Below are 20,470 nucleotides of genomic sequence, written 5' to 3' on the forward strand. Positions count from 1 at the left end.
ACTTATTATTGATGCCCCAGAATCAGGGTTTTGCAATGTTTGCCACATCGACAAATATTCAAGCAGCTACATTCAACGACTGCTTAGTGCCAAAAGCAGACATTTCTAATCTTTCCCAAACTTTGAGCTCGGTAAAAATATCCTGTCAGCATTTGGATGTTGCCTGCGCTTGTGAGACGGATTGATCCGTATTTGTAGCAAACCTAAATACCATTTGTACCTAAATGGTATTGTAAGATTTAGAGAAGCGATGTAGTGTTCCATACAATAAATTTATAATTGAGGAGAGGTTCGTATTTAAATACAGATCTTTCCGCTGAATAAGCGTTACAGCTAGGATGTATGATGCAAAGCAAGACGATAACAAGCTGGAGTGATTTTGATCGAATCGTCAGTAAAAAACACTTTCGCAAATGGATTTTTAGAGGCCAGTCTTCGTCTGATTGGGCTCTTGAGAGTTCATTGCATCGTGCATTTAAAGAAGCTCAGTCAATACATAAACTAAGTAGGGGAAAAGAGAAAAATCTGAACCGGGTTGAGCATGAAAAGGTGATGATAGATCGTTTCAAGTGTAACGCTCACTTGTACCTAGATCATCTTCCACAGGCTGAAGATCTCCTAAGTTGGCTCTCCCTGATGCAACATCATGGGGCTCCTACCAGATTGTTAGATTTTTCGTTTTCTCCCTATGTTGCATTGTTCTTTGCGTTAGAGTCCGGCGAAGACGATGCTGCAGTCTATTGTATAAATCATGATGCTATTCGAAATGATGACGATAAATATTTCGGGGAAAATAGACTCGAAGTGTATTCTAAGATACTTGACCCTGTAAATGGAAAATCTGACCCATATCTTTTCGCATTTGAGCCTACGTTTTCTAATCAACGCTTACTATCTCAGCAAGGCCTATTTGTTGCGACAAACACGCTCGATATAAGTCATGGAAAAATATTGAATGACTATGCCATTAAAGATACTGATGTAATTAAAATTATAATACCAGCCAAGCAAAGGTTTGAAGGGCTTCGAAAGTTAAATAAAATGAACATAAATTCCTCAAATATATATCCAGGATTGGATGGTTTTTGCAAGAGTATGCTAAGACAACCAGTTTTTGGTCTGGAATGGCAGCGAAGAATCGGCAATGAGCTGTAACAAAGCATTGCAGCGTACAAGCCACTGAATGCGGCGTTAGAGTTTATGTGAAAAATATGAGCAGAAATTACAAGTACACAATAATTATCAGGTTTTCTACAGCAACAAATCGTTCTATTGGTAGTTTTAATGTAGAGTACCCATACTCAAGTAATTCAAGTTTAAAAGATAAGATTATAGTAAAAGAAAAATCGATAAAAATAACGGCAAATCGTAGTAAAAAGACTGTCATATCTGATGTACTCCATAATGCAAATACTGCTATGAATCGACAGATTTCAAAATCTCTCGCTTATTACTATGCCGCTGTAGGACAGCCAAACATAATTACAAGCATTAAAGTGTCTAGGCACCTGAGTGGGAAGCTGCAAGAAGAAAAGACGATTAATAAATCAGGCGTTCGTCAAATTATAAACTGTGACAATGGGATGGTTTATTTACAAAATATTAGTCGAATTGAACTTAAAACTGTTTGGGAAGAGTCAGAAGCTGGCCACGCTCTATTATACGCAATAACCCATCTCATAAGCTCCTGTTCATCACCCGAACCATTCCAAAGGTTTGAGGCGCTTTGGAAGTGTTTTAACTCCCTTTACAAGCTGAAAGAGGGCAGTATGCAAGATTCCTCTTGCTTACAAAATTTGAGAGCTCATATGGTTGCTAACGTGTCGCTCTACCCATTGTCCAGAGCATTCGTAAACCCTATGACCCATGATGATATTTTCTCGATTGTCAACTGGCGTGATATGATCCTTAATGATTATAAACTTGAGTCTCAGAGTGGTTACCTTCTTGGCTTTATCCAACGTATTTCTGATGCGCGATTAATAAAGAAAATCGAAGACTCTTTGCCAATTCGTCAACAATTTTTGCAGAATAAGGGGCACTTACCAGCAGTTCAGACTCATATTCAGCAGCAAAAAGTGCTAAATGCGAATAATGATATAGAAGTGGTAGCATTCATGTGTCTTAAATATCTTTATTTTGCACGAAATAAACTTGTGCATGCAGAACGAGTCCATCCGAGCTTTCATTGGGTAAAAGAGCATTCGAATGAAGAGTTGAAAATTGATAAATGTAGTCTGATTCTTAAGCTACTTGTCATCGATCTTTTAAACTTCAACACACAATTCTAACAAGCATATCAAGGATGGGACTGCTAACAGTTTGCTCGGTTCCGCTTCACTTCACAGTTTTAGCAAACTATTATCAGCCTCTTACGCGAACGTTAGCCTCGTTTGCTAATCCCTCAAAGGGCTGGTTCTGTGCCAATTGCAGACTTTGGCAGCGAATAAGGTCGAATACACAGTGTTATTTACTTTCACTAGATAACAAGTACGCTTTGAGGCTATGAGTAGGCCCAGTTATATGTTGCTGTAGTGGGGAAAATAAACTAATTTTAGGAGTCGGCAGTCCGCTTTTGATAGAACATAGCTTGATTTGTACAGAACTTTTTTTCATGTCGACCACTTATCTGGTAAAACATGGAATTTCAAGCCAAAGAAAATATTAATTTTGTAATATGGATAATAGTTATCATTGAAGCATAGGAAATTGACATGCCTGAAGAAGCTGAAAACAAAACGTTAGACCTGTATCCGATAGACTACCCATTTGAAACTTTAGTATCTAGGATAACTTCTAATCCCCCAAAAACTGTCTTAAATCCTGAATTCCAGAGGAAATATAAGTGGGACAAAGAAGGTTGGGGAAGAGCGTCGAAGTTTATTGAATCTTGCTTGATGAGAATCCCTTTGCCGTCATGTTATTTCGCTGAGGATGAAAATAGAAAGCAGCTAGTTATTGATGGCGTTCAGAGATTAACTACTATAGCCAAGTTTTTTAACGATGAGTTTGCACTGGAAGGGATGACAACCTTTAAAGACCTTGAGGGTAAAAAGTTTTCTGAGCTTGGAGATTTGCAAGCAGAGCTGGAGTCGACAACCATACGCTGCATTGTGCTTCGAAAAGAAAACCCCAAAAAACTTATAAGAGAAATTTTTGCGCGCCTTAATCAAGGAGCCGTTCAACTAAGCGATCAAGAAATACGACATGCTATTTACCCAGGAAGGCTAGATGAATTATTAATAGAACTTGCTGCTACGCAAGAAATAATTCAGTTTGGAATTGTTGAAGGTAGCGATAAGGTACGCAATGACAGAGAACCTGATGAACAAGTTTTAAGATTTTTCGCATTTACGGACGATCTGGAACTCACCAGTTACGATGGTGTATTAAAAGACTTTCTTCACGATTATATGGAGCTACATGCTGAAGCAGATGAACAAACAATTGTTCAGCTGCGTAATAGATTCCAAACAGCACTGCACAATTGTAAGCTAATCTTTGAGGAAAATGTATTTTTAGATACAACTCGAGATAGACCAAAACAGGGGATGGTGCACTACGACCTACTAATGGCTACAGTTGGCTTGCTAGATAGCCAGACTGTAGAAAATAAAAAAATAGAGATCAAAAACGCTTACGATCAATTATGCGCAAGCGATGAATTCAGACGTACTCTATCAAGCGGTTTGCAGAAAAAGTCCTCTATTTTAAGAAGACGGAACCTATGGAGGCCATTGTTGGATGCCGCAATCAGCTAGTGCCACTTTATTATTAAAATATGAAACCCTATTTGAATCCTTGAAACTGGTTGTAAGTAGTTCAGAGCAGCGGGTTATTTCGGATGAACCTGACCCACTATTTATTGACAATGTAAATTTTTTTGTGAAGTCTTATCTGATCAGCGTTTGTAGTTATCTTGAAGCATATCTTCAGGACATTGCTTTCAGGTATTCTCAAACGCTATCTAGCAGAGTGACTGCCGCAAAAATTCCGCATAATTTTCTTCATTGGAGATTAAATACTGGAATCAAGGATAAACAATTGAGTTACAGCCATATCGCATTGCCAGTTACTAAAAAAGATATTTCAGACGTAATTTCGGCTAACCCTTACAGAACTTTGAAATTATTCCAATCTCTAGGGGTAGATCTGTCTAAAAACGAAAAATTTGAAAGCAGAAAAGATTTGATAAATACTATAGTAACAAAGAGGAATAACATTGTTCATCATAATGATGAAGCTGCCGATATTTCATTCGGCGACATTAGAATATATATCGGTGTGATTGTTCCATATATGGCAGCAATTAAAGAATCAGTCGAGGAGCAAATAGTATAAAAATGGATTTAAATGAGCCATCCACAATTTTAAATTGTGGTTGGTCTTATCAGTTGTATAACTATGGAGGTTTATTCTGAGTGTCTGCAATTCGCTCTTTGCAGTCGCAGTGAGGTTGGCAATTTTGGTGGCGGTTCATTGTTTATGAAAAGAGGGATAAATAATATACCCCTCTTACCACGAACTACCCCATCAACTCAGCCAGCAAAGCCAACTTCTGCTCCTTGGTAAAGCCAGAAACCAAGTTTCTCAATCCAGCGATATCGGTTTCTTTTTTCTGCTCCGCCAGACCTGCATACTGCATAATCCGTTGAGCGATACGTTCAGCAGGTTCGTGCAGTTCTTCTGCAGTCAGTATGGTGTAGCCACCAGTTACGTCGTTGCGGCCTGTTTTATGGTTTAACAGGCGTTTAAGAGTGTAGTGCCCTACCCCTGTGTTTTCGGCAATGGAGCAGTAAGTACGGCGCAGGTCGTGCAGGCCTATACTAACGTCGGCTTGCTGGCGGATTCTTTCCAGCGTCTTTTTGGGTTCAACAATATGGCCCTTTGGGCTATCAACGCCAAACACATAGTTATTGATTTTATAGTCTTTGCGCCGTTTTAAGATGGCAAGCAAGGGCACAGTGATTGGCAGCTCTACATCGTCGCCATTTTTAGTGTCTTTCACCATAAAAAAGCCATCGGCCATATAAATATCAGACCATGCCAAGGTCATGGTTTCGCTTTTTCGCAGGCCTGTATAAGTAATAAATTCGATATAGTCACACATAGCCACTGTTGAATCCTGACGGTAAATACTGGCTTGCTGCCTAATCTCGGTAATGGCTTGTAAAAACGGTTTTAACTGGGAGGGTCTTAATCTGGTTTGCTTGCGAGCCACATTGTTCCAACTACGCTTTGCCGATAGTACCTGTACCGGATTATTGGGAAATAACGAATAACCGTTGGAGTCTTTGTATTCAGCTTTGGCAAAGTTAAACAAAGCCCGCAGCATTCGCATGCAATAGTCAGCCTGTGCCTTGCTGCGCTTGGTTAGCTCCAGATGGCGCTTGGCGATCATATCTTCGCTCAGGTCAGACAAACGCTTGTTATGCCAATCAGCAATATAGAGCTTCATATTGGCGTGATAACCCCGCAATGTTGCAGGCTTTAAGTCCCGTTGCTCTAAATACTCCTGAAACACATCCTGCAAGGTGACTGCTGCAGCGCGGAACTGCCGCTTACTATCATTAGGGTTCACACCATCGGCCATGTCAGCCATCGCTTTGCGGGCAAGCTTACGGGCTGTCTCTACAGATAAAGCCGGAAAAGTGCCTAAGGTCACTGACACAGGTACTCTGCGGCCCGACAGCTTTTTATACACCCTGAATACTTTGGCTTTGCTGGTGACATCCAATACCAGCCCAGGCATTTGATTGTCGTGCCAACGGACACGCTTGGCAGAAAACGGAATGGCATTAACGTCAGTTTCAGTAAAACGGATTTTGGTTTGCAGAGTCATTGGTGCTACCTCTGTGCTACTTTGCACTCAATTCATAACGCGTTGAATCACAACGCCCTTATGCATCAGAGATAGCCGAATTGACTATAACTCATTGAATTTAATCGCTTATAAAGTAAATCAGTATTCTATAAAGTAACTGCTGGTAAGTGGCCCTGGCTGCACTCATAATCGGCAGGTCCCTGGTTCAAGTCCAGGTGGGGCCACCATTTTATCTATATTTCTGTTATTAACTCAGCTCCAGTTGATCCTTATCCTGCCTAAATTCCCAGTACCGCTGTATGCAGCTTAGATTTGTTTATTTATTTGCGATAAGGTTTTTAAGCCTGCATGGGCTTAGCTTTGGGCAAATTTTAAATCTTTAGGCTGGCGAAACCTTTGAATTGAAGTTATTACGGCAAGTGTTTTAGCAGCTGACTCTGTTAGATCAAAAAAGGCAGTCATCGCCGACTGCCTTTGCTATTGAGCTTGAATAAAGCTAAAGATTAATGCTCTTCATGGCCAGCTGGAATACCTAACCACACCAGTTTATGTGGCGTGAAACCCAGCTCCTGTTTATCAGTCACTTCAGCTTCTTCCAGGTCAATAGTATTGACTGTTTTACTCAACGGATCAGCTACATAAACCTTGTCATCCGCTGCAGAAATAGCCAGCTGTAACTGGCTACCTGTTGGCATAGTGGTTAAATCTGCAGTGGTGATTTGAACTTTGCCTGCCAGTTCAAAAGCAGCACCAGTTGTTGCCTCTGCATTGTAATTAAGGATACTCAGAGCTCCAGTGGAGTCCAGCAGCACAAACTTTTCGCCATGATCAGCAAAACCATAACCTATGATGCTGGCTCCTGCAGCGGCCTGCCAATCGACTTTATCCATGCTGCCTGCAGCAGGATTGACTGAAAACACAGTAGCACCGGCAAAGCCGATAAAGTGTGCAGCGTCTTCAGCACCTTCCAGCGTGCCGATACGCATAGTACCTGTGAAATCAGCGGTATGAGCCACTTTGCTGGCAGTAAAAGTTTCGCCGTCCTGCTTTAACAGCATCACGCCATCAGTACAGCCAAAGCTGACGTAATCTGCATTTTGTGCACTGCCATGTAAGCCAGGGCAACGCGTATCAAATTCTTGTTCCAGATGGAAGTGATCACCATGCACATGATAAATACCCACCTGATCCGGCAAAGTACTGGCTGTTGCTGCATCACGGATAGTTGAAACTAACATCTCACCACGAGCCTGAGCTGCGCCGTGCATATGGGTGCTGTAAGTTAAAACCGGATAGTCATTACTGCCTGTGTTGATTTGATCATCATTCAACATTGCTACTTTTGCCACACTGGAAGTGGCCACATTGCCGTCAAAAAAGATGGCAATTTGTTCATCTGTAGTGGTGACATGAGTAGGACGGCTTTCGCTGAGCTGCAGGCTCATCAAGCGTGGTTCTTCTTCGTAAGGGTGCAAATGATCGCCATGATCTTCCTGATACAAACCTCCGTCGATAAATTCTACTTTATCGCTTTCACGCTGCACTACCATAGCAAAACGCTGACTGGCTGAAGCATACAAAGCTGAGGCGTTGCTTAGTGAACTGAATTGGCCCAGTAAATCACCATCTTCAAGGTTGTAGACTCTGAGCATAGTGCTGTCTTTGTCGGAAATAACTAAACGACCAGCACCGGTTTCGTGATCGTGATCATGATCGTCTTCAATAGGAACAGGCTCCTTTTCCACTATGTTGGTAGTGCTGTCACCACAGGCGGCCAACAGTGAGGCGCTAACCAGTAACGCCAACAGATTTAGTTTTGATTTCAACATATAAACTCCATAAAAATAAAAAGGTCGCGGCTCAGCAGGAACACCAGGAACAGTACAGCCGCGACAAAACTTAAAATTGACCACGAATACCTAAGCCCAAAGAACGGCCTGGTAAGGGGGTTTTGTCTTTCAAAAAAGAGGTATGAACACGGGCTTCTTCGTCCGTCAGGTTTTCACCTTTGACGTAAAGCACTATGTCCTGTAAGGCACCGCTGAAGTGATAACTGACTGATGCATCCAGCAGGTTGTAGCCGGCAGTTGCACTTTCCAGCTCTGAGACTTTGTCTTGTTTGAAATAACGGGTCAGGCGCAGATCGGCGGAGATTTGATCGCCTTCATAGGCCAGTTCACTGGATAAACGCAGTGGCGGAGTGCGGGGTAAATCACCCCCTCTGTCGAGACGTGCACGAATGTAATCGGYCTGTACTGTGAAGCGATAAGGCTGGGCAATTTGCCACACCAGCTGTGATTCAAAACCATGCAAAATCACATCTTCTGCAACAAAAAGATAAACCGGCAACTCACCACTGTGATCATGACCCTCTTCGTCGCCATGATCATGGTTATGGCCGTCTTCAGCGAACAAACCTGTGTTTTGCTGGTAGTAGTAGTTATCTACTTTGTTGTAGAAGGCATTAAATACCAAACCAATATCACCGTTGATTTTACGGAAGGTCAGGTCCAGATTATTCGCCACTTCCATTTCTATCGGTTGGCGATTCAGCACTATGGCTTGTTCTGCGTGCAGGTCGTCATTGAGGCTGAATAAAGCACCTATTTCATAAGAACCAGTGCCAATATGAGGGCCGAATGACAATAACTCAGAAGCTGAAGGAGCACGCTCAGAGCGGGATAACGACAAACCTAAGTTGTAACCTTCAGTAAAATCCCAGACAGCACCAGCGGACAAGCTGTAGGGCTTAAACTTATGCTCGACATCAAACACACGGATAAATTCTGCGCCGTGATCATGATCGTGATCATGCGCATCTTCGTCGTGCGAATGCGCCGCAAGTGGGGGTAACAATACATCAGTTGCATTGATAGTCACCTGCTCAGTACGGGCACCCAGTTGCAATAACACTGGGCCAAAGTGCCGCTCTTCCATCAGAGCAATAGCCAGCATCTCACTGGTTGACGGAGGAGTAAAAGCTTCAGCTCCTACAGCTTCAAAATCACTGTGCTTGTAGTGCAGGCTGACACCACCACGCCAATCGGCAATCACCGGATGCAGTAATTCAAAACGGGCTTCTTCACTTTGGTTTTTGAAGGTGGTACCTACGACACCCTCTTCAATTTCCATATGTTGATAGTCTGTGTAAGCAATGCGGCTGTTCAGCTTTTGCAGCCATGGCAGGTCAAAATTCAGCTCACTTAAAAACTGCACTCTGTCTTGTTTCAGATCGGCATACACAGACTCTTCCGCATGTTCTTCATCTTCGTGTGCATGCCCACCATGGCTATGACCCGGAATACCGTACTCACGTTTTAACTGACCAAAAGACAAACCAACAAAACCGTTCTCCAGTAAGTAACTACTGCCTAAGCTAAAACCTTTGGCTGTTGCTGCTGTGTTGGCGACTTTGCCTGATGCGCCTTCTTCGTGATCATGCTCGTCTTCATCGTGATGCACTTCTGCTTCACCCGGAATGCTGTAATCATCGTTATCACGCCAAAATACGTCAGCATACAAACCGGTTTGACCAACAAAGGTCTGAGCCGAACCTGAAGCCAGTTTTTCGTTATTCACCGACTCGCGCTGCAGCATCCACTCGCCTTTGGTGACTTGCTCAGTGGGAATTCTGTTATCCACCACGTTGACCACACCACCAATAGCGCCACTGCCGTAAAACAAAGTGGCAGGTCCACGTAAGACTTCTATCTGACTGGCTGTGCTGGCTTCAGCCGACACGCTATGATCAGGACCAACCCGTGATGCATCACCAGCATCCAAACCATTTTGCGTGATCAGAACCCGTGGGCCATCTAAACCACGAATAATAGGGCTACTGGCCACAGAGCCATAAAAGTTACTGTGCACCCCTACTTCGTTTTTCAGCGTATCGCCCAAAGTAGACTGTTGATTCATTTTCAGCCGATCACCAGCCAGCACACTGACAGGCAAAGCAGATTCTGTGCTGGAAGCATGAAATGGACTGGCTTTCACATCAATGATTTCAAGTGCAGTAGGACTTAACGCAAATTGCATGCCCTGTGCTGGTAACTCCAGCTGAAAATTCCGGTGCGCAAAACTGTTTGCTTCAATATGTAATTCAGTGTGATGACCTTGCAACGCCTGAAATTCAAAACGACCAGCAGCGTCAGTTTTCACCTTTTTATTCTGCCCAACTACTGTGACCCAGGCTTCAGCTACAGGCTGTCCTTGCTCATCCACTACAGTACCCTGCACTGACTGAGCCCATACCTGACCACTCAGACCAGCGGCGATCAGACTGGCCAATAAAGTTTTTCTACCCATGCACTTCCCCAAAAAAACAAAATCAGTTTCAGTTGCTTTCACGAATTGTGATAATATAACATATCACGAAATCATCGTAAGTTGGCAAGTCCCTGCACCATCAAATAAGGCAAAAATCATGAAAGATCTGTTAGGAGTGTGTTTATCAGGGCTTTGTATCCTGCATTGCTTGTTTACGCCTGTGTTGTTGGCGCTGGGTGGTGTAGGTCTGATTGGCGCCTGGTTTGAATCCGAGTGGGTGCATTATTTATTGCTGGCGCCCATCAGTCTGATATTGGCCTGGAGTCTGCCGCTGTCCTGGGTGAAACATCGCAATATGAAGCCGTTACTGATTGGCGGTCTGGGTTTTAGTTTATTGCTGCTCTCTCTTTTTGTGCCTGAATCCGCTGAGCCTGTGCTGGCGGTTTTAGGTGGATTTATTCTGATTGCAGCGCATCTTTTGAACAGACGCCTGCTGAATACCCATATTCCTGCTGCAGTGGCGAATTCACTATGAATAACTCCGTAGATAAAAGATTACCCGTCACTGTGCTCTCCGGCTTTTTAGGTGCAGGAAAAACAACTTTGCTAAATCAAATCCTTAACAACAGAGCAGGCCGCAGAGTGGCGGTGATTGTTAATGATATGAGCGAGCTGAATATTGACGCCGCCACAGTGAAAAACGAAGTCAGTTTGAATCGTGCTGAAGAAAAACTGGTGGAAATGTCCAATGGCTGTATTTGCTGCACCTTGCGCGAAGACTTATTGCTGGAAGTGGGCCGCTTAGCCCGCGAAGGCCGTTTTGATTATTTAGTCATTGAATCAACAGGTATTTCAGAGCCCCTGCCTATAGCTGAAACCTTTACTTTTGCTGATGAAGAAGGCCAGAGTTTATCCGATATAGCCCGGCTCGATACCATGGTGACACTGGTCGATGCAGTGAACTTTTTAAAAGACTATCGTGAAGCCAGTTCGTTGCAGGACAAAGGCGAAAGTTTGGGTGAAGAGGACGAGCGCAGTGTGGCGGATCTTCTGATCGAACAAGTGGAGTTTTGTGATCTGTTAGTGATCAGCAAAGCAGATTTGGTCAGTGAGCACGATTTGCAGGAACTCAAAGCCATACTGCGCAAACTTAATAGTACGGCTCAAATCCATCAGGCCAGTCAGGGAAAAATTGACATCGATAAAGTGCTGGGAACAGGCTTATTTGATTTTGAAAAAGCCCAGCAAGCCCCAGGCTGGTTAAAAGAGTTACGGGGCGAACATCAGAGCGAATCAGAAGAATATGGCATCAGCAGCTTTGCCTTTCAGGCCCGTGTTCCTTTTCATCCAGAGCGGTTTTATGATTTCCTGCATCAGGACTGGCCGCAAGGCAAGTTACTGAGATCTAAAGGTTATTTCTGGCTGGCCAGTGAACCTGACTATGCATGGCAATGGCATCAGGCCGGTGGCATAGCCCGTTATGGTATGGCAGGTTTGTTCTGGCATGCAGTACCACAAGAGGAATGGCCGGATGACGCTGAAGCAGTGCACAGTATTCAAAGCAGCTTTGTCGGGCCTTTTGGGGATTGCCGGCAAGAACTGGTGTTTATTGGTCAGCAGTTGGATCAGGCACAGATGCTGAAACAATTAGAGCAGTGCCTGCTGACTGAACAAGAACTGGCGCAGTCAATCAACGAATGGAAAACGTTCGCCAGCCCTTTTCAGGCGGAATTTGCCTGATGCAAACACTATTCAACTCCTGACACTACTGAACGACTCAGCTTTAAGTCGGCGGACCCACTTACAATATCCGGAGAATGTCTATGCGCTTATCTTATATTTTTGTCAGCTGTTGTACCCTGCTTAGTATCTGCGCTCAGGCTGAACAACCTGACACCAGAGCCCATCAGCATGGGGTAGCCCGGCTTGAGCTATTTCAGCTGGCGACAGATTTACAGATCAGCTTTTATGCCACAGGTTCAGATATTCTGGGTTTTGAACATCAGCCAGAAACACAGGCTGAACTTGATACCGTCAAAAAAGCCAAAACGCTGCTGGCTCAGCCTGACAAGCTGTTTAGCATTGCAGGGGCAGACTGTCACCTGAAGCACCATCAATCGAATTTGGCCGAACTGCAGCATGCAAAGACTGAACACAAACACTCACATGACCATGACCATGACCATGACCACAAGCATACAGGTCATTCCGATATAGAAAGCAGTTATCAGTTCAGTTGTACATCGGTTACAGAGCCCGTGACGCTAAAGGTGAATTTATTTAGCCTGTTCCCAGACCTGCAGCAGATCCAGAGCAGTTGGATCACTGAAAAGGGTCAGTCCGCTACCACTCTGACACCGGCTGACCATCAGCTATCGCTGAACTAACCTATGCAGACAGCCACAACAGAGCAAACACAAAGGGAGCTGAAGCTCAGCGGCAACCGCAAAGCCGTGTATATGTTGATGCAACAGCAACAACGTGCTTTGTCTGCTTATGAAATTATCGACCTGTTGCGCCCACAAATAGGCCGGATCATTCACCCTATGCTGGTGTACCGCTGTCTGGATTTTTTACTGGCGAAGCAGTTGATCGTGAAGCTGGTGTCGGTCAATAAATTTGTCGCTTTGCCCAGTGGCCTGACGGAACCTGGCCAGTGCCTGATCTGTGAAATTTGCCAGGCCGTGACGTTTTCGGCCAGCTCAAATCCACTGCAACAACAAAAACGCAAAATAGCAGCCACAGGTTTTAAGTTACATCAACAGCCTGTTGAATTTCATGGCATATGTGCATCTTGCCAAAAGGATCATACAAAATGACCATAAGCTCACAGCGTATTCCGCTTTATCTGTTGACCGGCTTTTTAGGCAGCGGCAAAACAACCTTATTGAACCAGTGGATAAAAGATCCAGCCTTCAGTAAAGCCCTGGTGATTATCAATGAATTTGGCGAAACCAGCCTGGATCATTTGTTGGTCAGTCGCAGCACTGAAGAGCAAATTGTTGAACTGTCCAATGGCTGCATTTGCTGCACGACACGAGGCGATCTGGTGAAAACCCTGACTGACATCAGCTGGCGTTTCAGCCGCAACGGCATTAAAAGTTTTGACCGGGTTATTATCGAAACTACGGGGCTGGCAGACCCAAGCCCTATACTCAGTACGCTGATTTCCAATCAGAAAATTTTTCAGCAATACAGATTGCAGGGCACTGTGACTACGGTAGATGCTGTGAATGCGCCGCATACCTTAAGTCAGTACCGGGAAGCTAAACGTCAGGTTGCGGTAGCCGATTTGATCCTGTTAACCAAACAGGATCTGGCTGATGAGGACACTCTAACCCAGGTGCAGCAGCACATTCGCCAGCTCAACCCAACTGCCCCTGTGCAGCACTCTGATCAGGGCGTCACTGCTCTCTCTGCTCTGCTGGAGTTGGATCATGTAGAGCCCGTCCAGTCGGTCACACCACTGACCCACTGGCTGAATTTTGGTTCTGCACAGTTTGAACCTTTGGACTCCAGCCAGGTGATATCATCTCCAGCTTCAACTGCCCCTGAAATAAGCGCACACCAGGATACGATCAACACCTACTGCTATCAGATAACCCGCCCTGTAACTTTGTTGGCTATCCAACTCTGGCTGGACGCCTTATTGCCTGAGATGGGTCATCAGTTACTGCGTGTAAAAGCAATTTTAAACGTGGAAGGATTTCCCGGCCCTATAGTGATCCATGGGGTGCAGCAGTTATTGCACCCAACAGCTGTGCTGACACATTGGCCCAATGACGACAGGCAAAGCAAACTGGTGTTTATTACCGACCAGTTATCCAGAGAACAACTGGAAAAAAGCCTGCGCCCCTTACTCGGCTTGCAGGTCTGAAGGGTTCAGACGCGTCTGCTCCACAGCAGATTTTTGCTGATACATGCGCTGATCAGCCAGTTTGGTCAAAGCCAGATCAGTCTCTCCATCCTCTGGGTAACAGGCCAGGCCTATACTGCAGCTAATGTGGATCTCCAAACCATGAATATCAAAAGGTCTGGCGATAGCATGCTGAATTTTTTCGGCCACTATGGCCGCGTGATGTAATTCGTCAATTTGTGGCAACAGAATAATAAACTCATCCCCTCCGATACGAGCAACTGTATCGGACGATCGGATTACACACAGCAAACGCTCAGCCACCTGCTGTAATAACAAGTCGCCCACTGCATGGCCATGGGTATCGTTCACAGGTTTAAATTTGTTTAAGTCGAGCAACATCAGGGCCAAAGATTTTTGGTGCCTTATAGCGTATTGCAATGCCTTTTGTAATCGGTCGGCAAACAAAGTGCGGTTGGGCAGACCTGTTAAGGTATCGTGCTGCGCCATGTAACGCATCCGCTCTTCAATTTTGCGTCGCTCGGTTAAATCGCGGCTGACCCCCAAAATACCTACAAACTGACCTTCAGCATCATACATACCGGAGATTTTAACTTCGCTCCAGACCCGGCGGCCGTCTTTGCATACTTGTTCTACTTCTCCGACATAATCCGGATAGGTTTCTCCGTCTTGCAAAGCTTTGGCGGCTTTTTTCATTTGTAATTTCACCTGAGCATAAGACTCAGGTGTCACCAGTTGTAGCATTTGTTGTTGCATCAGCTCAGCGACAGTAAAACCTGTCAGCTTCTGCGCTGAAGGACTGATATAAGTGAAATAACCATTGAGGTCCATAGTCCAGATCACATCAGTGGCATGATCGGCCAATAAACGGTGCCGCTCTTCGCTGCGTTTTAACGCTTCGATCGCATTAATGCGCTCTATCACAATTTCTGCCAAAGCTGCACTTTCGCTAATCAACTGGATATCCTGCTCCGACGGTACTGTCACCTCTTTATGATAAATAGCAAAAGTACCCAGTACTTTGCCCTGACGGTTTTTAATAGGTTCAGACCAACAGGAACAAATACCGGCTAAATCAACCAGAGCCTGATAAGGCTGCCAGTAAGGATGAACACGCACATCTTCAACTATCACCCGCTCACCTGAATAGGCTGCAGTACCGCAGGAGCCCACACCATAACCCGCCGCAATACCGTCGATAGCTGCATTGTATTCAGCAGGTAAATGTGGCGCTGAAGCCACATGTAACAGCCCTTGTTCATCAAGTAACAAGACTGTGCAGTAGGCTGACGGATCCATTTGCTCTGCTCCTTCAACCAAGGCATCCAACACTTGTTTAAGGGGAGCCTGCTCAACAATCATCGCTAATACTCTGCTGCGATTTTGCTGCATCAAGGTAGAGTGCTGACCAGCAGCCACAATTGCTTTGAGTTTACGATTAACCCGAAACACAAAGATCAGAAAAGCCAATACTGCAGGAATAATGCAAAGTGCAGCGGCGGCTAAAAACAGCCAGCCCGAGTTGTGGTTTTCAACCGCTGGTATCTGGGCTGAAGCCTGAGCAGCAGCCATAAGCACACTGAGCATAACGCACCATGGCTTCACGTTATTCCCCTATATCTTCATTCCATAATTCTGGTTTAGTCGCGATAAAGTCCTGCATCAGCTGCACACATTCGGCATTGTCCTGGATCACCAGCTCCACTCCGCGACTTTGAACATAAGCTTCAGGTCCCTGAAAAGTTCGGTTTTCGCCTACCACTACTTTAGGAATACCATACAACAACACAGTGCCACTGCACATATCACAAGGGGATAAAGTGGAATACAAGACTGCGCTTTGGTAGTCCTTGGCTGTTAAACGACCGGCATTTTCCAGACAATCCATTTCAGCATGCAAGACACAACTGCCTTTTTGCACCCGCTGATTATGACCTCTCCCGACAATTTTCCCATTGATCACCAGCACAGAACCTATAGGGATCCCTCCTTCAGCTAAACTTTTTTTGGCCTGCTCTATAGCCGCTAACATAAAAGGGTCAGTCATTCACACCATCCTGCATCTCATCTGAAATCAGCCAGATCCTGTTAAGGTTGTGGCTCTGTTTCAATAGTTTAGTGATAAAACCTGCAAAAGAGTGAAGATGGTTTAAAAAAATCTCTTTCCTGCGGCTTTACACAGAAACAAACTCGATGCAATCCAGCGGACAAACCTCAATACAAGCAGGTTTGTGATAAAAACCCACACATTCAGTACAAAGTTCGGCGTCCACCTGATACTGCTGCTCTCCTCTGTAAATAGCCATATTCGGGCATTCCGGGGCACAGAGATCACAGTTAATACAGTCTGCTTCTATCCACACTGACATGCACTTTCCCCACACGTCAGTTGAACCTGCGCTTTTTGCTGCTTCAGTAAAAAAGCATGCTGTGGGCTGACGCCATCAGGCAGCTGCAACCAGACCTGATAACCAGAACCTGGCGCTACCAGCAACTGGCAACCCTCTTCCGCATAAAAAATGCCATCTACTGACATGATGCCCGCTGGTGTCATCAGCAAGAGTTGATCATCAAAGGTAAAACGATTTTTGACCTGCACTAAAGCCTGGCCCTGAGCGTTGATTTCGCCACTAAATTCGCCCACCAGCAGTTGTTCACCTTCACTGTGGCTGGTTTGATAGTTTTGCAAATCAGCAGGCACATGACGGCGCAAAAAACCTTCGGTAAAACCACGGTTTGCCATGCCATTCAGTTGCTGCAGTAATACCGGATCAAAAGCTTTGCCCGTCATCGCATCATCTATAGCCTGGCGATACACTTGAGCAGTGCGGGCCACATAATAAGGCGACTTGGTACGGCCTTCTATTTTTAGCGAATGCACACCCATAGCGGCCAGAGCCTGAACATGCTGCACAGCACGTAAATCTTTCGAGTTAAAGATATAACTGCCATGTTCGTCTTCATCCAGCAGCATCAGCTCACCTGGTCTGCCTTGTTCTTCCACCAACACGGGATCTGGCAATGCTGAAGCGGCAGGTCTGAATTGTCCTACTTCATCTTCCTCAGCCTGATGGCTTTGATAAGACCAACGGCAGGCATTAGTGCAAGCGCCCTGATTAGGGTCCCGTTTATTGATATAGCCTGATAATAAACAACGACCTGAATAGGCCATACAAAGCGCACCATGCACAAAAACTTCCAGCTCCATAGCCGGTACTTTTTCGCGGATTTGCGCTATTTCTTCCAGCGCCAGCTCACGGGATAAAATGACACGCTCTATGCCTTGTTGCTGCCAGAACAACACGGCCGCCCAGTTCACTGTGTTGGCCTGCACCGACAAATGCAAAGGCACCTGCGGGAAATGCTGGCGTAATAAAAACACCACACCGGGGTCAGACACAATAAGTGCATCAGGTTTCAGTGCTATAGCCGGTGCCATATCTTCGACAAAACGCTGCAACTTGCTGTTATGCGGTGCAATATTCACCACCAGATAGAATTTCTTACCCTGTTGATGAGCCTCACAGATGCCGATAGCCAGAGTTTCAAGATCAAATTCGTTGTTACGCACCCTCAGGCTAAAACGCGGCTGACCTGCGTACACTGCGTCAGCACCATAAGCAAAAGCCATTCGCATGGCCTTTAAACTGCCTGCTGGGGATAAAAGTTCCGGAGCATTCATCGCTGCAACTCATAGAATAGAAAAATGAGGCGCATCTTAGCGCCTGTTCAGCTCAGCGTTTTGCGTTGGATCAAACCACTTTGGAATAACTCAAATTGTCACTTGTCGCCAGATAACGATCAAAACAGGCGCACACAACCCGCACCAGCAACCGGCCTGGTGCAGTCACCTGAATATGATCGTTGGAATAACTGACCAGGCCATCCATACGCAATGGTTCCAGTTTAGGTAACACATCAGCAAAGTAATCCCAGAAGTCCGTCAGAGCAAAACGCTGACAAAAGCCGGGTATATCTAATTCAAAATGGCAAATCAGCTGGCTGATTAAAGCTGCTCTGATTTTATCGTCCTTAGTTAAACTCAAGCCTTTATCCACCGGCCATTGGCCTAAGGCTAACTGCTGCTGGTATTGTTTCAGCTCTTTCTGATTTTGCCAGATCACGCCGTTTACCTGGCTGATAGAGGACACGCCTAAACCCACCAACGCATCCTGCCCTGCTGTGGTATAGCCCTGAAAATTACGTTGTAATTTGCCTTGTTGCTGAGCTATTGCCAGTTTGTCTGTGGCTTTGGCGAAATGGTCCATACCAATACACTGATACCCCGCCTGACTAAAACGTTCTATCGCTAATTGCAGCAAGGCCAGTTTATCTTCCCCTTGCGGCAGGCTCTGGGTTGGAATTTTACGCTGCGCAGCAAAACGGGTCGGCATATGGGCGTAACTGAACAACGACACTCTGTCCGGATCCAGTTGCAGTACCTTATCCAGAGTTTCCGCAAAACTTGTGATTTGCTGATAAGGCAAACCATAGACCAAATCCAGATTGATGGAGGTAAAGCCTAAAGCCCGGGCATGCAGAACTAAAACCCGAACCAGCTCCTCACTTTGCACTCTGTTAATCGCAACTTGCACCTGTTCGTCGAAATCCTGCACACCAAAACTCAGCCTGCTAAAACCAAGTTCACGCAGATGCGCCAGTTTATCCAGAGTGCAACTGCGTGGATCTATTTCTATCGACAGCTCTGCATCAGCCTGAAACACAAAATGCTGACGAAGCAGCTGCATTAATAATGACAATTGCTCTTCAGTTAAAAAGGTTGGAGTGCCACCACCTAAATGCAGCTGCGAAATAGTTTTGTCTGCTAATAAGTGCTGATACAGCCCCATCTCCTGTTCCAGCGCCAACAGATACAAATCAGCTTTTGTGCTGTGGCGGGTCACTATTTTATTGCAGCCACAGTAATAACAAAGCTGCTGGCAAAACGGGATATGCAGATACAAGCACAGCTCTGCAGCAGAACCCGCCAAAGCCGCCTGCACTGCTGAAGCCGGAAAGTCAGGCACTAAAGATAAAGCCGTAGGGTAAGAGGTGTAACGTGGTCCATTCACCGAATACTTCTGTATTAAATCGGAAGACCATAAAAGCTGTGGTGCTAAGTCCATCATTATTTCCCCTGCAACAAAATTAAGCAAAGTGTAAAAGACTCAAGCTCGCAGTCTCTTGATCTGAAATAACAAAGCTTGTTTTTCCTGCACTGCAATCCAGTTTTCACGACAAAAACCTGCAAAACGGCGACAAATTGAACTGGCGAAATACGAAAAAACAATTTAGAATGAACGTTCACTCTAAATGGAGATTTTAAAGATGCAGCGTTCCCGCATTGTATTTATTGCCCTGACAGCCCTGGCGGGCTCTGTTGCTTTGGCCGGTTGTGGCCAGGCTGAACAAGGTGCAGCACCTGCTGCACAGGCCATGCCTGTTGGTGTGGTCACTCTGAAAAGTCAGGCCGTTACCCTGACTAAAGAATTACCTGGCCGTGTTGCCGCTTCGCAAATTGCTGAAATCCGTCCTCAGGTGAACGGCATAGTCATGCAGCGTTTATTCACCGAAGGCAGTGAAGTGAAAGCTGGTCAGGCCTTGTATCAGATTGATCCTGCGACCTTTGAAGCACAGCTTTCCAGCGCAAAAGCAGCTGTGGCACGAGCTCAGGCCAGCATCGCCAGCAGTAAAGCCAAAGCCGGTCGTTATACCGAATTGTTAAAAATCAGAGCCGTCAGTCAGCAGGAATTTGATGAAGCGGACGCCAGCTATAAACAAGCTCAGGCCGATTTACTGACAGCTCAGGCTCAGTTAAAAACTGCCCAGATTGATTTAAATTACAGCAAGGTGTTGTCTCCTATCAGCGGCCAGATCAGTAAGTCTGCGGTCACTGCAGGTGCTTTAGTCAGTGCCAATCAAAGCACAGCTTTGGCGACTGTGACTCAACTGGACCCAATTTATGTCGACCTGACTCAATCCAGCAACGAGATGCTGCAATTGAAAAAAGCGCTGGCCTCTGGTGCTTTAGGTTCGGATGCTGCCATTCAGACTGTAGTTGAACTGAAAATGGAAGATGGTTCTGTGTATCCACACAAAGGCACTTTGCAATTTTCAGAAGTGACTGTCGATCCGGGCACAGGCTCTGTCACCTTAAGAGCACAGTTCCCTAACCCTGAAAAGTTATTACTGCCGGGCATGTATGTGCGGGCCGAAGTGGTGGAAGGCGTGAAAGCCAATGCTATTCTGGCACCACAACGTGGCATCAGCCGCAACAGTAAAGGCGAAGCCACTGCCATGGTGATTGGCAAAGAAGGCAAAGTCGAAGCCCGTATTTTACAGGCTGACCGCACTATAGGTTCTAACTGGCTGGTCAGCAGTGGCTTAAATGAAGGCGATCAGCTGATTGTTGAAGGCCTGCAGAAAATACGTCCGGGTGCACCGGTTCAGGCTGTTCCTGCCGATTCAGCAGCTCAGGCCAGCCCACAGTAACGCCAACG

Annotated in this window: 18 protein-coding genes and 1 tRNA gene; 11 read left to right on the forward strand and 8 right to left on the reverse strand. The window is 45.5% G+C overall.

The genetic code is table 11. The features are described from left to right. Positions 1 to 342 precede the first annotated feature (342 nt). The 4 genes from P3C17_RS06735 (at position 343) to P3C17_RS06750 (ending at position 4,341) form a co-directional block, all read left to right on the forward strand. Positions 343 to 1,155, forward strand: a complete 813-nt coding sequence (locus P3C17_RS06735) for an FRG domain-containing protein (protein ID WP_264346537.1) — start codon at positions 343 to 345, stop codon at positions 1,153 to 1,155. Positions 1,156 to 1,211: 56 nt separating this feature from the next. After that, positions 1,212 to 2,291, forward strand: coding sequence for a hypothetical protein (locus P3C17_RS06740; RefSeq protein ID WP_300928692.1), 1,080 nt, complete (start codon positions 1,212 to 1,214; stop codon positions 2,289 to 2,291). 423 nt (positions 2,292 to 2,714) lie between these two features. Further along, positions 2,715 to 3,761 carry a DUF262 domain-containing protein gene (locus tag P3C17_RS06745; protein ID WP_264346540.1) on the forward strand — a complete coding sequence of 349 codons (1,047 nt, stop codon included), beginning with the start codon at positions 2,715 to 2,717 and terminating at the stop codon, positions 3,759 to 3,761. Then, positions 3,745 to 4,341 (forward strand): HEPN domain-containing protein, encoded by a 597-nt coding sequence (locus P3C17_RS06750; protein WP_300928693.1) that lies wholly within the window; start codon positions 3,745 to 3,747, stop codon positions 4,339 to 4,341. The genes P3C17_RS06745 and P3C17_RS06750 overlap by 17 nt, the downstream gene beginning before the upstream one ends. A 184-nt stretch (positions 4,342 to 4,525) precedes the next feature. On the opposite strand, the gene P3C17_RS06755 is transcribed toward P3C17_RS06750, so the two are convergent. After that, complete coding sequence (locus P3C17_RS06755) at positions 4,526 to 5,842, reverse strand: integrase family protein (protein ID WP_300928694.1); 1,317 nt, start codon at positions 5,840 to 5,842, stop codon at positions 4,526 to 4,528. Positions 5,843 to 5,977: 135 nt separating this feature from the next. On the opposite strand from P3C17_RS06755, the gene P3C17_RS06760 reads away from it, so the two are divergent. Continuing rightward, positions 5,978 to 6,051: transfer RNA gene (locus P3C17_RS06760), tRNA-Ile, on the forward strand. Positions 6,052 to 6,327: 276 nt separating this feature from the next. Here the strand turns inward: P3C17_RS06760 and P3C17_RS06765 are convergent. Together P3C17_RS06765 and P3C17_RS06770 are read right to left on the reverse strand one after the other, a co-directional pair. Further along, positions 6,328 to 7,653: a 5-methyltetrahydrofolate--homocysteine methyltransferase gene (locus P3C17_RS06765; protein WP_300928695.1), complete on the reverse strand. Its 1,326-nt coding sequence runs from the start codon at positions 7,651 to 7,653 to the stop codon at positions 6,328 to 6,330. 70 nt (positions 7,654 to 7,723) lie between these two features. After that, positions 7,724 to 10,132, reverse strand: coding sequence for a TonB-dependent receptor (locus P3C17_RS06770; protein WP_300928696.1), 2,409 nt, complete (start codon positions 10,130 to 10,132; stop codon positions 7,724 to 7,726). A 118-nt stretch (positions 10,133 to 10,250) separates the two neighbouring features. Here P3C17_RS06770 and P3C17_RS06775 point away from each other — a divergent pair, with 118 nt between their 5' ends. From P3C17_RS06775 to P3C17_RS06795, 5 genes are all read left to right on the forward strand, one after another. Beyond that, complete coding sequence (locus tag P3C17_RS06775) at positions 10,251 to 10,628, forward strand: MerC domain-containing protein (protein WP_300928697.1); 378 nt, start codon at positions 10,251 to 10,253, stop codon at positions 10,626 to 10,628. Next, positions 10,625 to 11,833, forward strand: a complete 1,209-nt coding sequence (gene zigA / locus P3C17_RS06780; RefSeq protein WP_300928698.1) for a zinc metallochaperone GTPase ZigA — start codon at positions 10,625 to 10,627, stop codon at positions 11,831 to 11,833. Before P3C17_RS06775 ends, zigA begins: the two co-directional genes overlap by 4 nt. 83 nt (positions 11,834 to 11,916) lie before the next feature. Continuing rightward, positions 11,917 to 12,480 carry a DUF2796 domain-containing protein gene (locus P3C17_RS06785; RefSeq protein ID WP_300928699.1) on the forward strand — a complete coding sequence of 188 codons (564 nt, stop codon included), beginning with the start codon at positions 11,917 to 11,919 and terminating at the stop codon, positions 12,478 to 12,480. 3 nt (positions 12,481 to 12,483) lie between these two features. Beyond that, a complete protein-coding gene (locus tag P3C17_RS06790; RefSeq protein WP_300928700.1) occupies positions 12,484 to 12,912 on the forward strand; it encodes a transcriptional repressor in 429 nt (142 codons plus the stop codon). After that, positions 12,909 to 13,970 carry a GTP-binding protein gene (locus tag P3C17_RS06795; RefSeq protein WP_300928701.1) on the forward strand — a complete coding sequence of 354 codons (1,062 nt, stop codon included), beginning with the start codon at positions 12,909 to 12,911 and terminating at the stop codon, positions 13,968 to 13,970. Before P3C17_RS06790 ends, P3C17_RS06795 begins: the two co-directional genes overlap by 4 nt. On the opposite strand, the gene P3C17_RS06800 is transcribed toward P3C17_RS06795, so the two are convergent. From P3C17_RS06800 to hemN, 5 genes are all read right to left on the reverse strand, one after another. Then, positions 13,950 to 15,557: a diguanylate cyclase gene (locus P3C17_RS06800; protein ID WP_300928702.1), complete on the reverse strand. Its 1,608-nt coding sequence runs from the start codon at positions 15,555 to 15,557 to the stop codon at positions 13,950 to 13,952. The genes P3C17_RS06795 and P3C17_RS06800 overlap by 21 nt on opposite strands. Before the next feature lie 19 nt (positions 15,558 to 15,576). After that, positions 15,577 to 16,017, reverse strand: a complete 441-nt coding sequence (locus tag P3C17_RS06805; protein WP_300928703.1) for a nucleoside deaminase — start codon at positions 16,015 to 16,017, stop codon at positions 15,577 to 15,579. 127 nt (positions 16,018 to 16,144) lie between these two features. Then, positions 16,145 to 16,339 (reverse strand): YfhL family 4Fe-4S dicluster ferredoxin, encoded by a 195-nt coding sequence (locus tag P3C17_RS06810; RefSeq protein ID WP_300928704.1) that lies wholly within the window; start codon positions 16,337 to 16,339, stop codon positions 16,145 to 16,147. Next, on the reverse strand, positions 16,324 to 17,652 hold the full coding sequence (gene yegQ, locus P3C17_RS06815) for a tRNA 5-hydroxyuridine modification protein YegQ (RefSeq protein WP_300928705.1): 1,329 nt from the start codon (positions 17,650 to 17,652) through the stop codon (positions 16,324 to 16,326). The genes P3C17_RS06810 and yegQ overlap by 16 nt, the downstream gene beginning before the upstream one ends. Before the next feature lie 70 nt (positions 17,653 to 17,722). After that, complete coding sequence (hemN, locus tag P3C17_RS06820; protein ID WP_300928706.1) at positions 17,723 to 19,099, reverse strand: oxygen-independent coproporphyrinogen III oxidase; 1,377 nt, start codon at positions 19,097 to 19,099, stop codon at positions 17,723 to 17,725. A gap of 199 nt (positions 19,100 to 19,298) precedes the next feature. Here hemN and P3C17_RS06825 point away from each other — a divergent pair, with 199 nt between their 5' ends. Next, positions 19,299 to 20,462: an efflux RND transporter periplasmic adaptor subunit gene (locus P3C17_RS06825; RefSeq protein ID WP_300928707.1), complete on the forward strand. Its 1,164-nt coding sequence runs from the start codon at positions 19,299 to 19,301 to the stop codon at positions 20,460 to 20,462. Positions 20,463 to 20,470 lie beyond the last annotated feature (8 nt).

The organism is Rheinheimera sp. 1928-s (assembly GCF_029269265.1).
GTDB lineage: Bacteria > Pseudomonadota > Gammaproteobacteria > Enterobacterales > Alteromonadaceae > Pararheinheimera.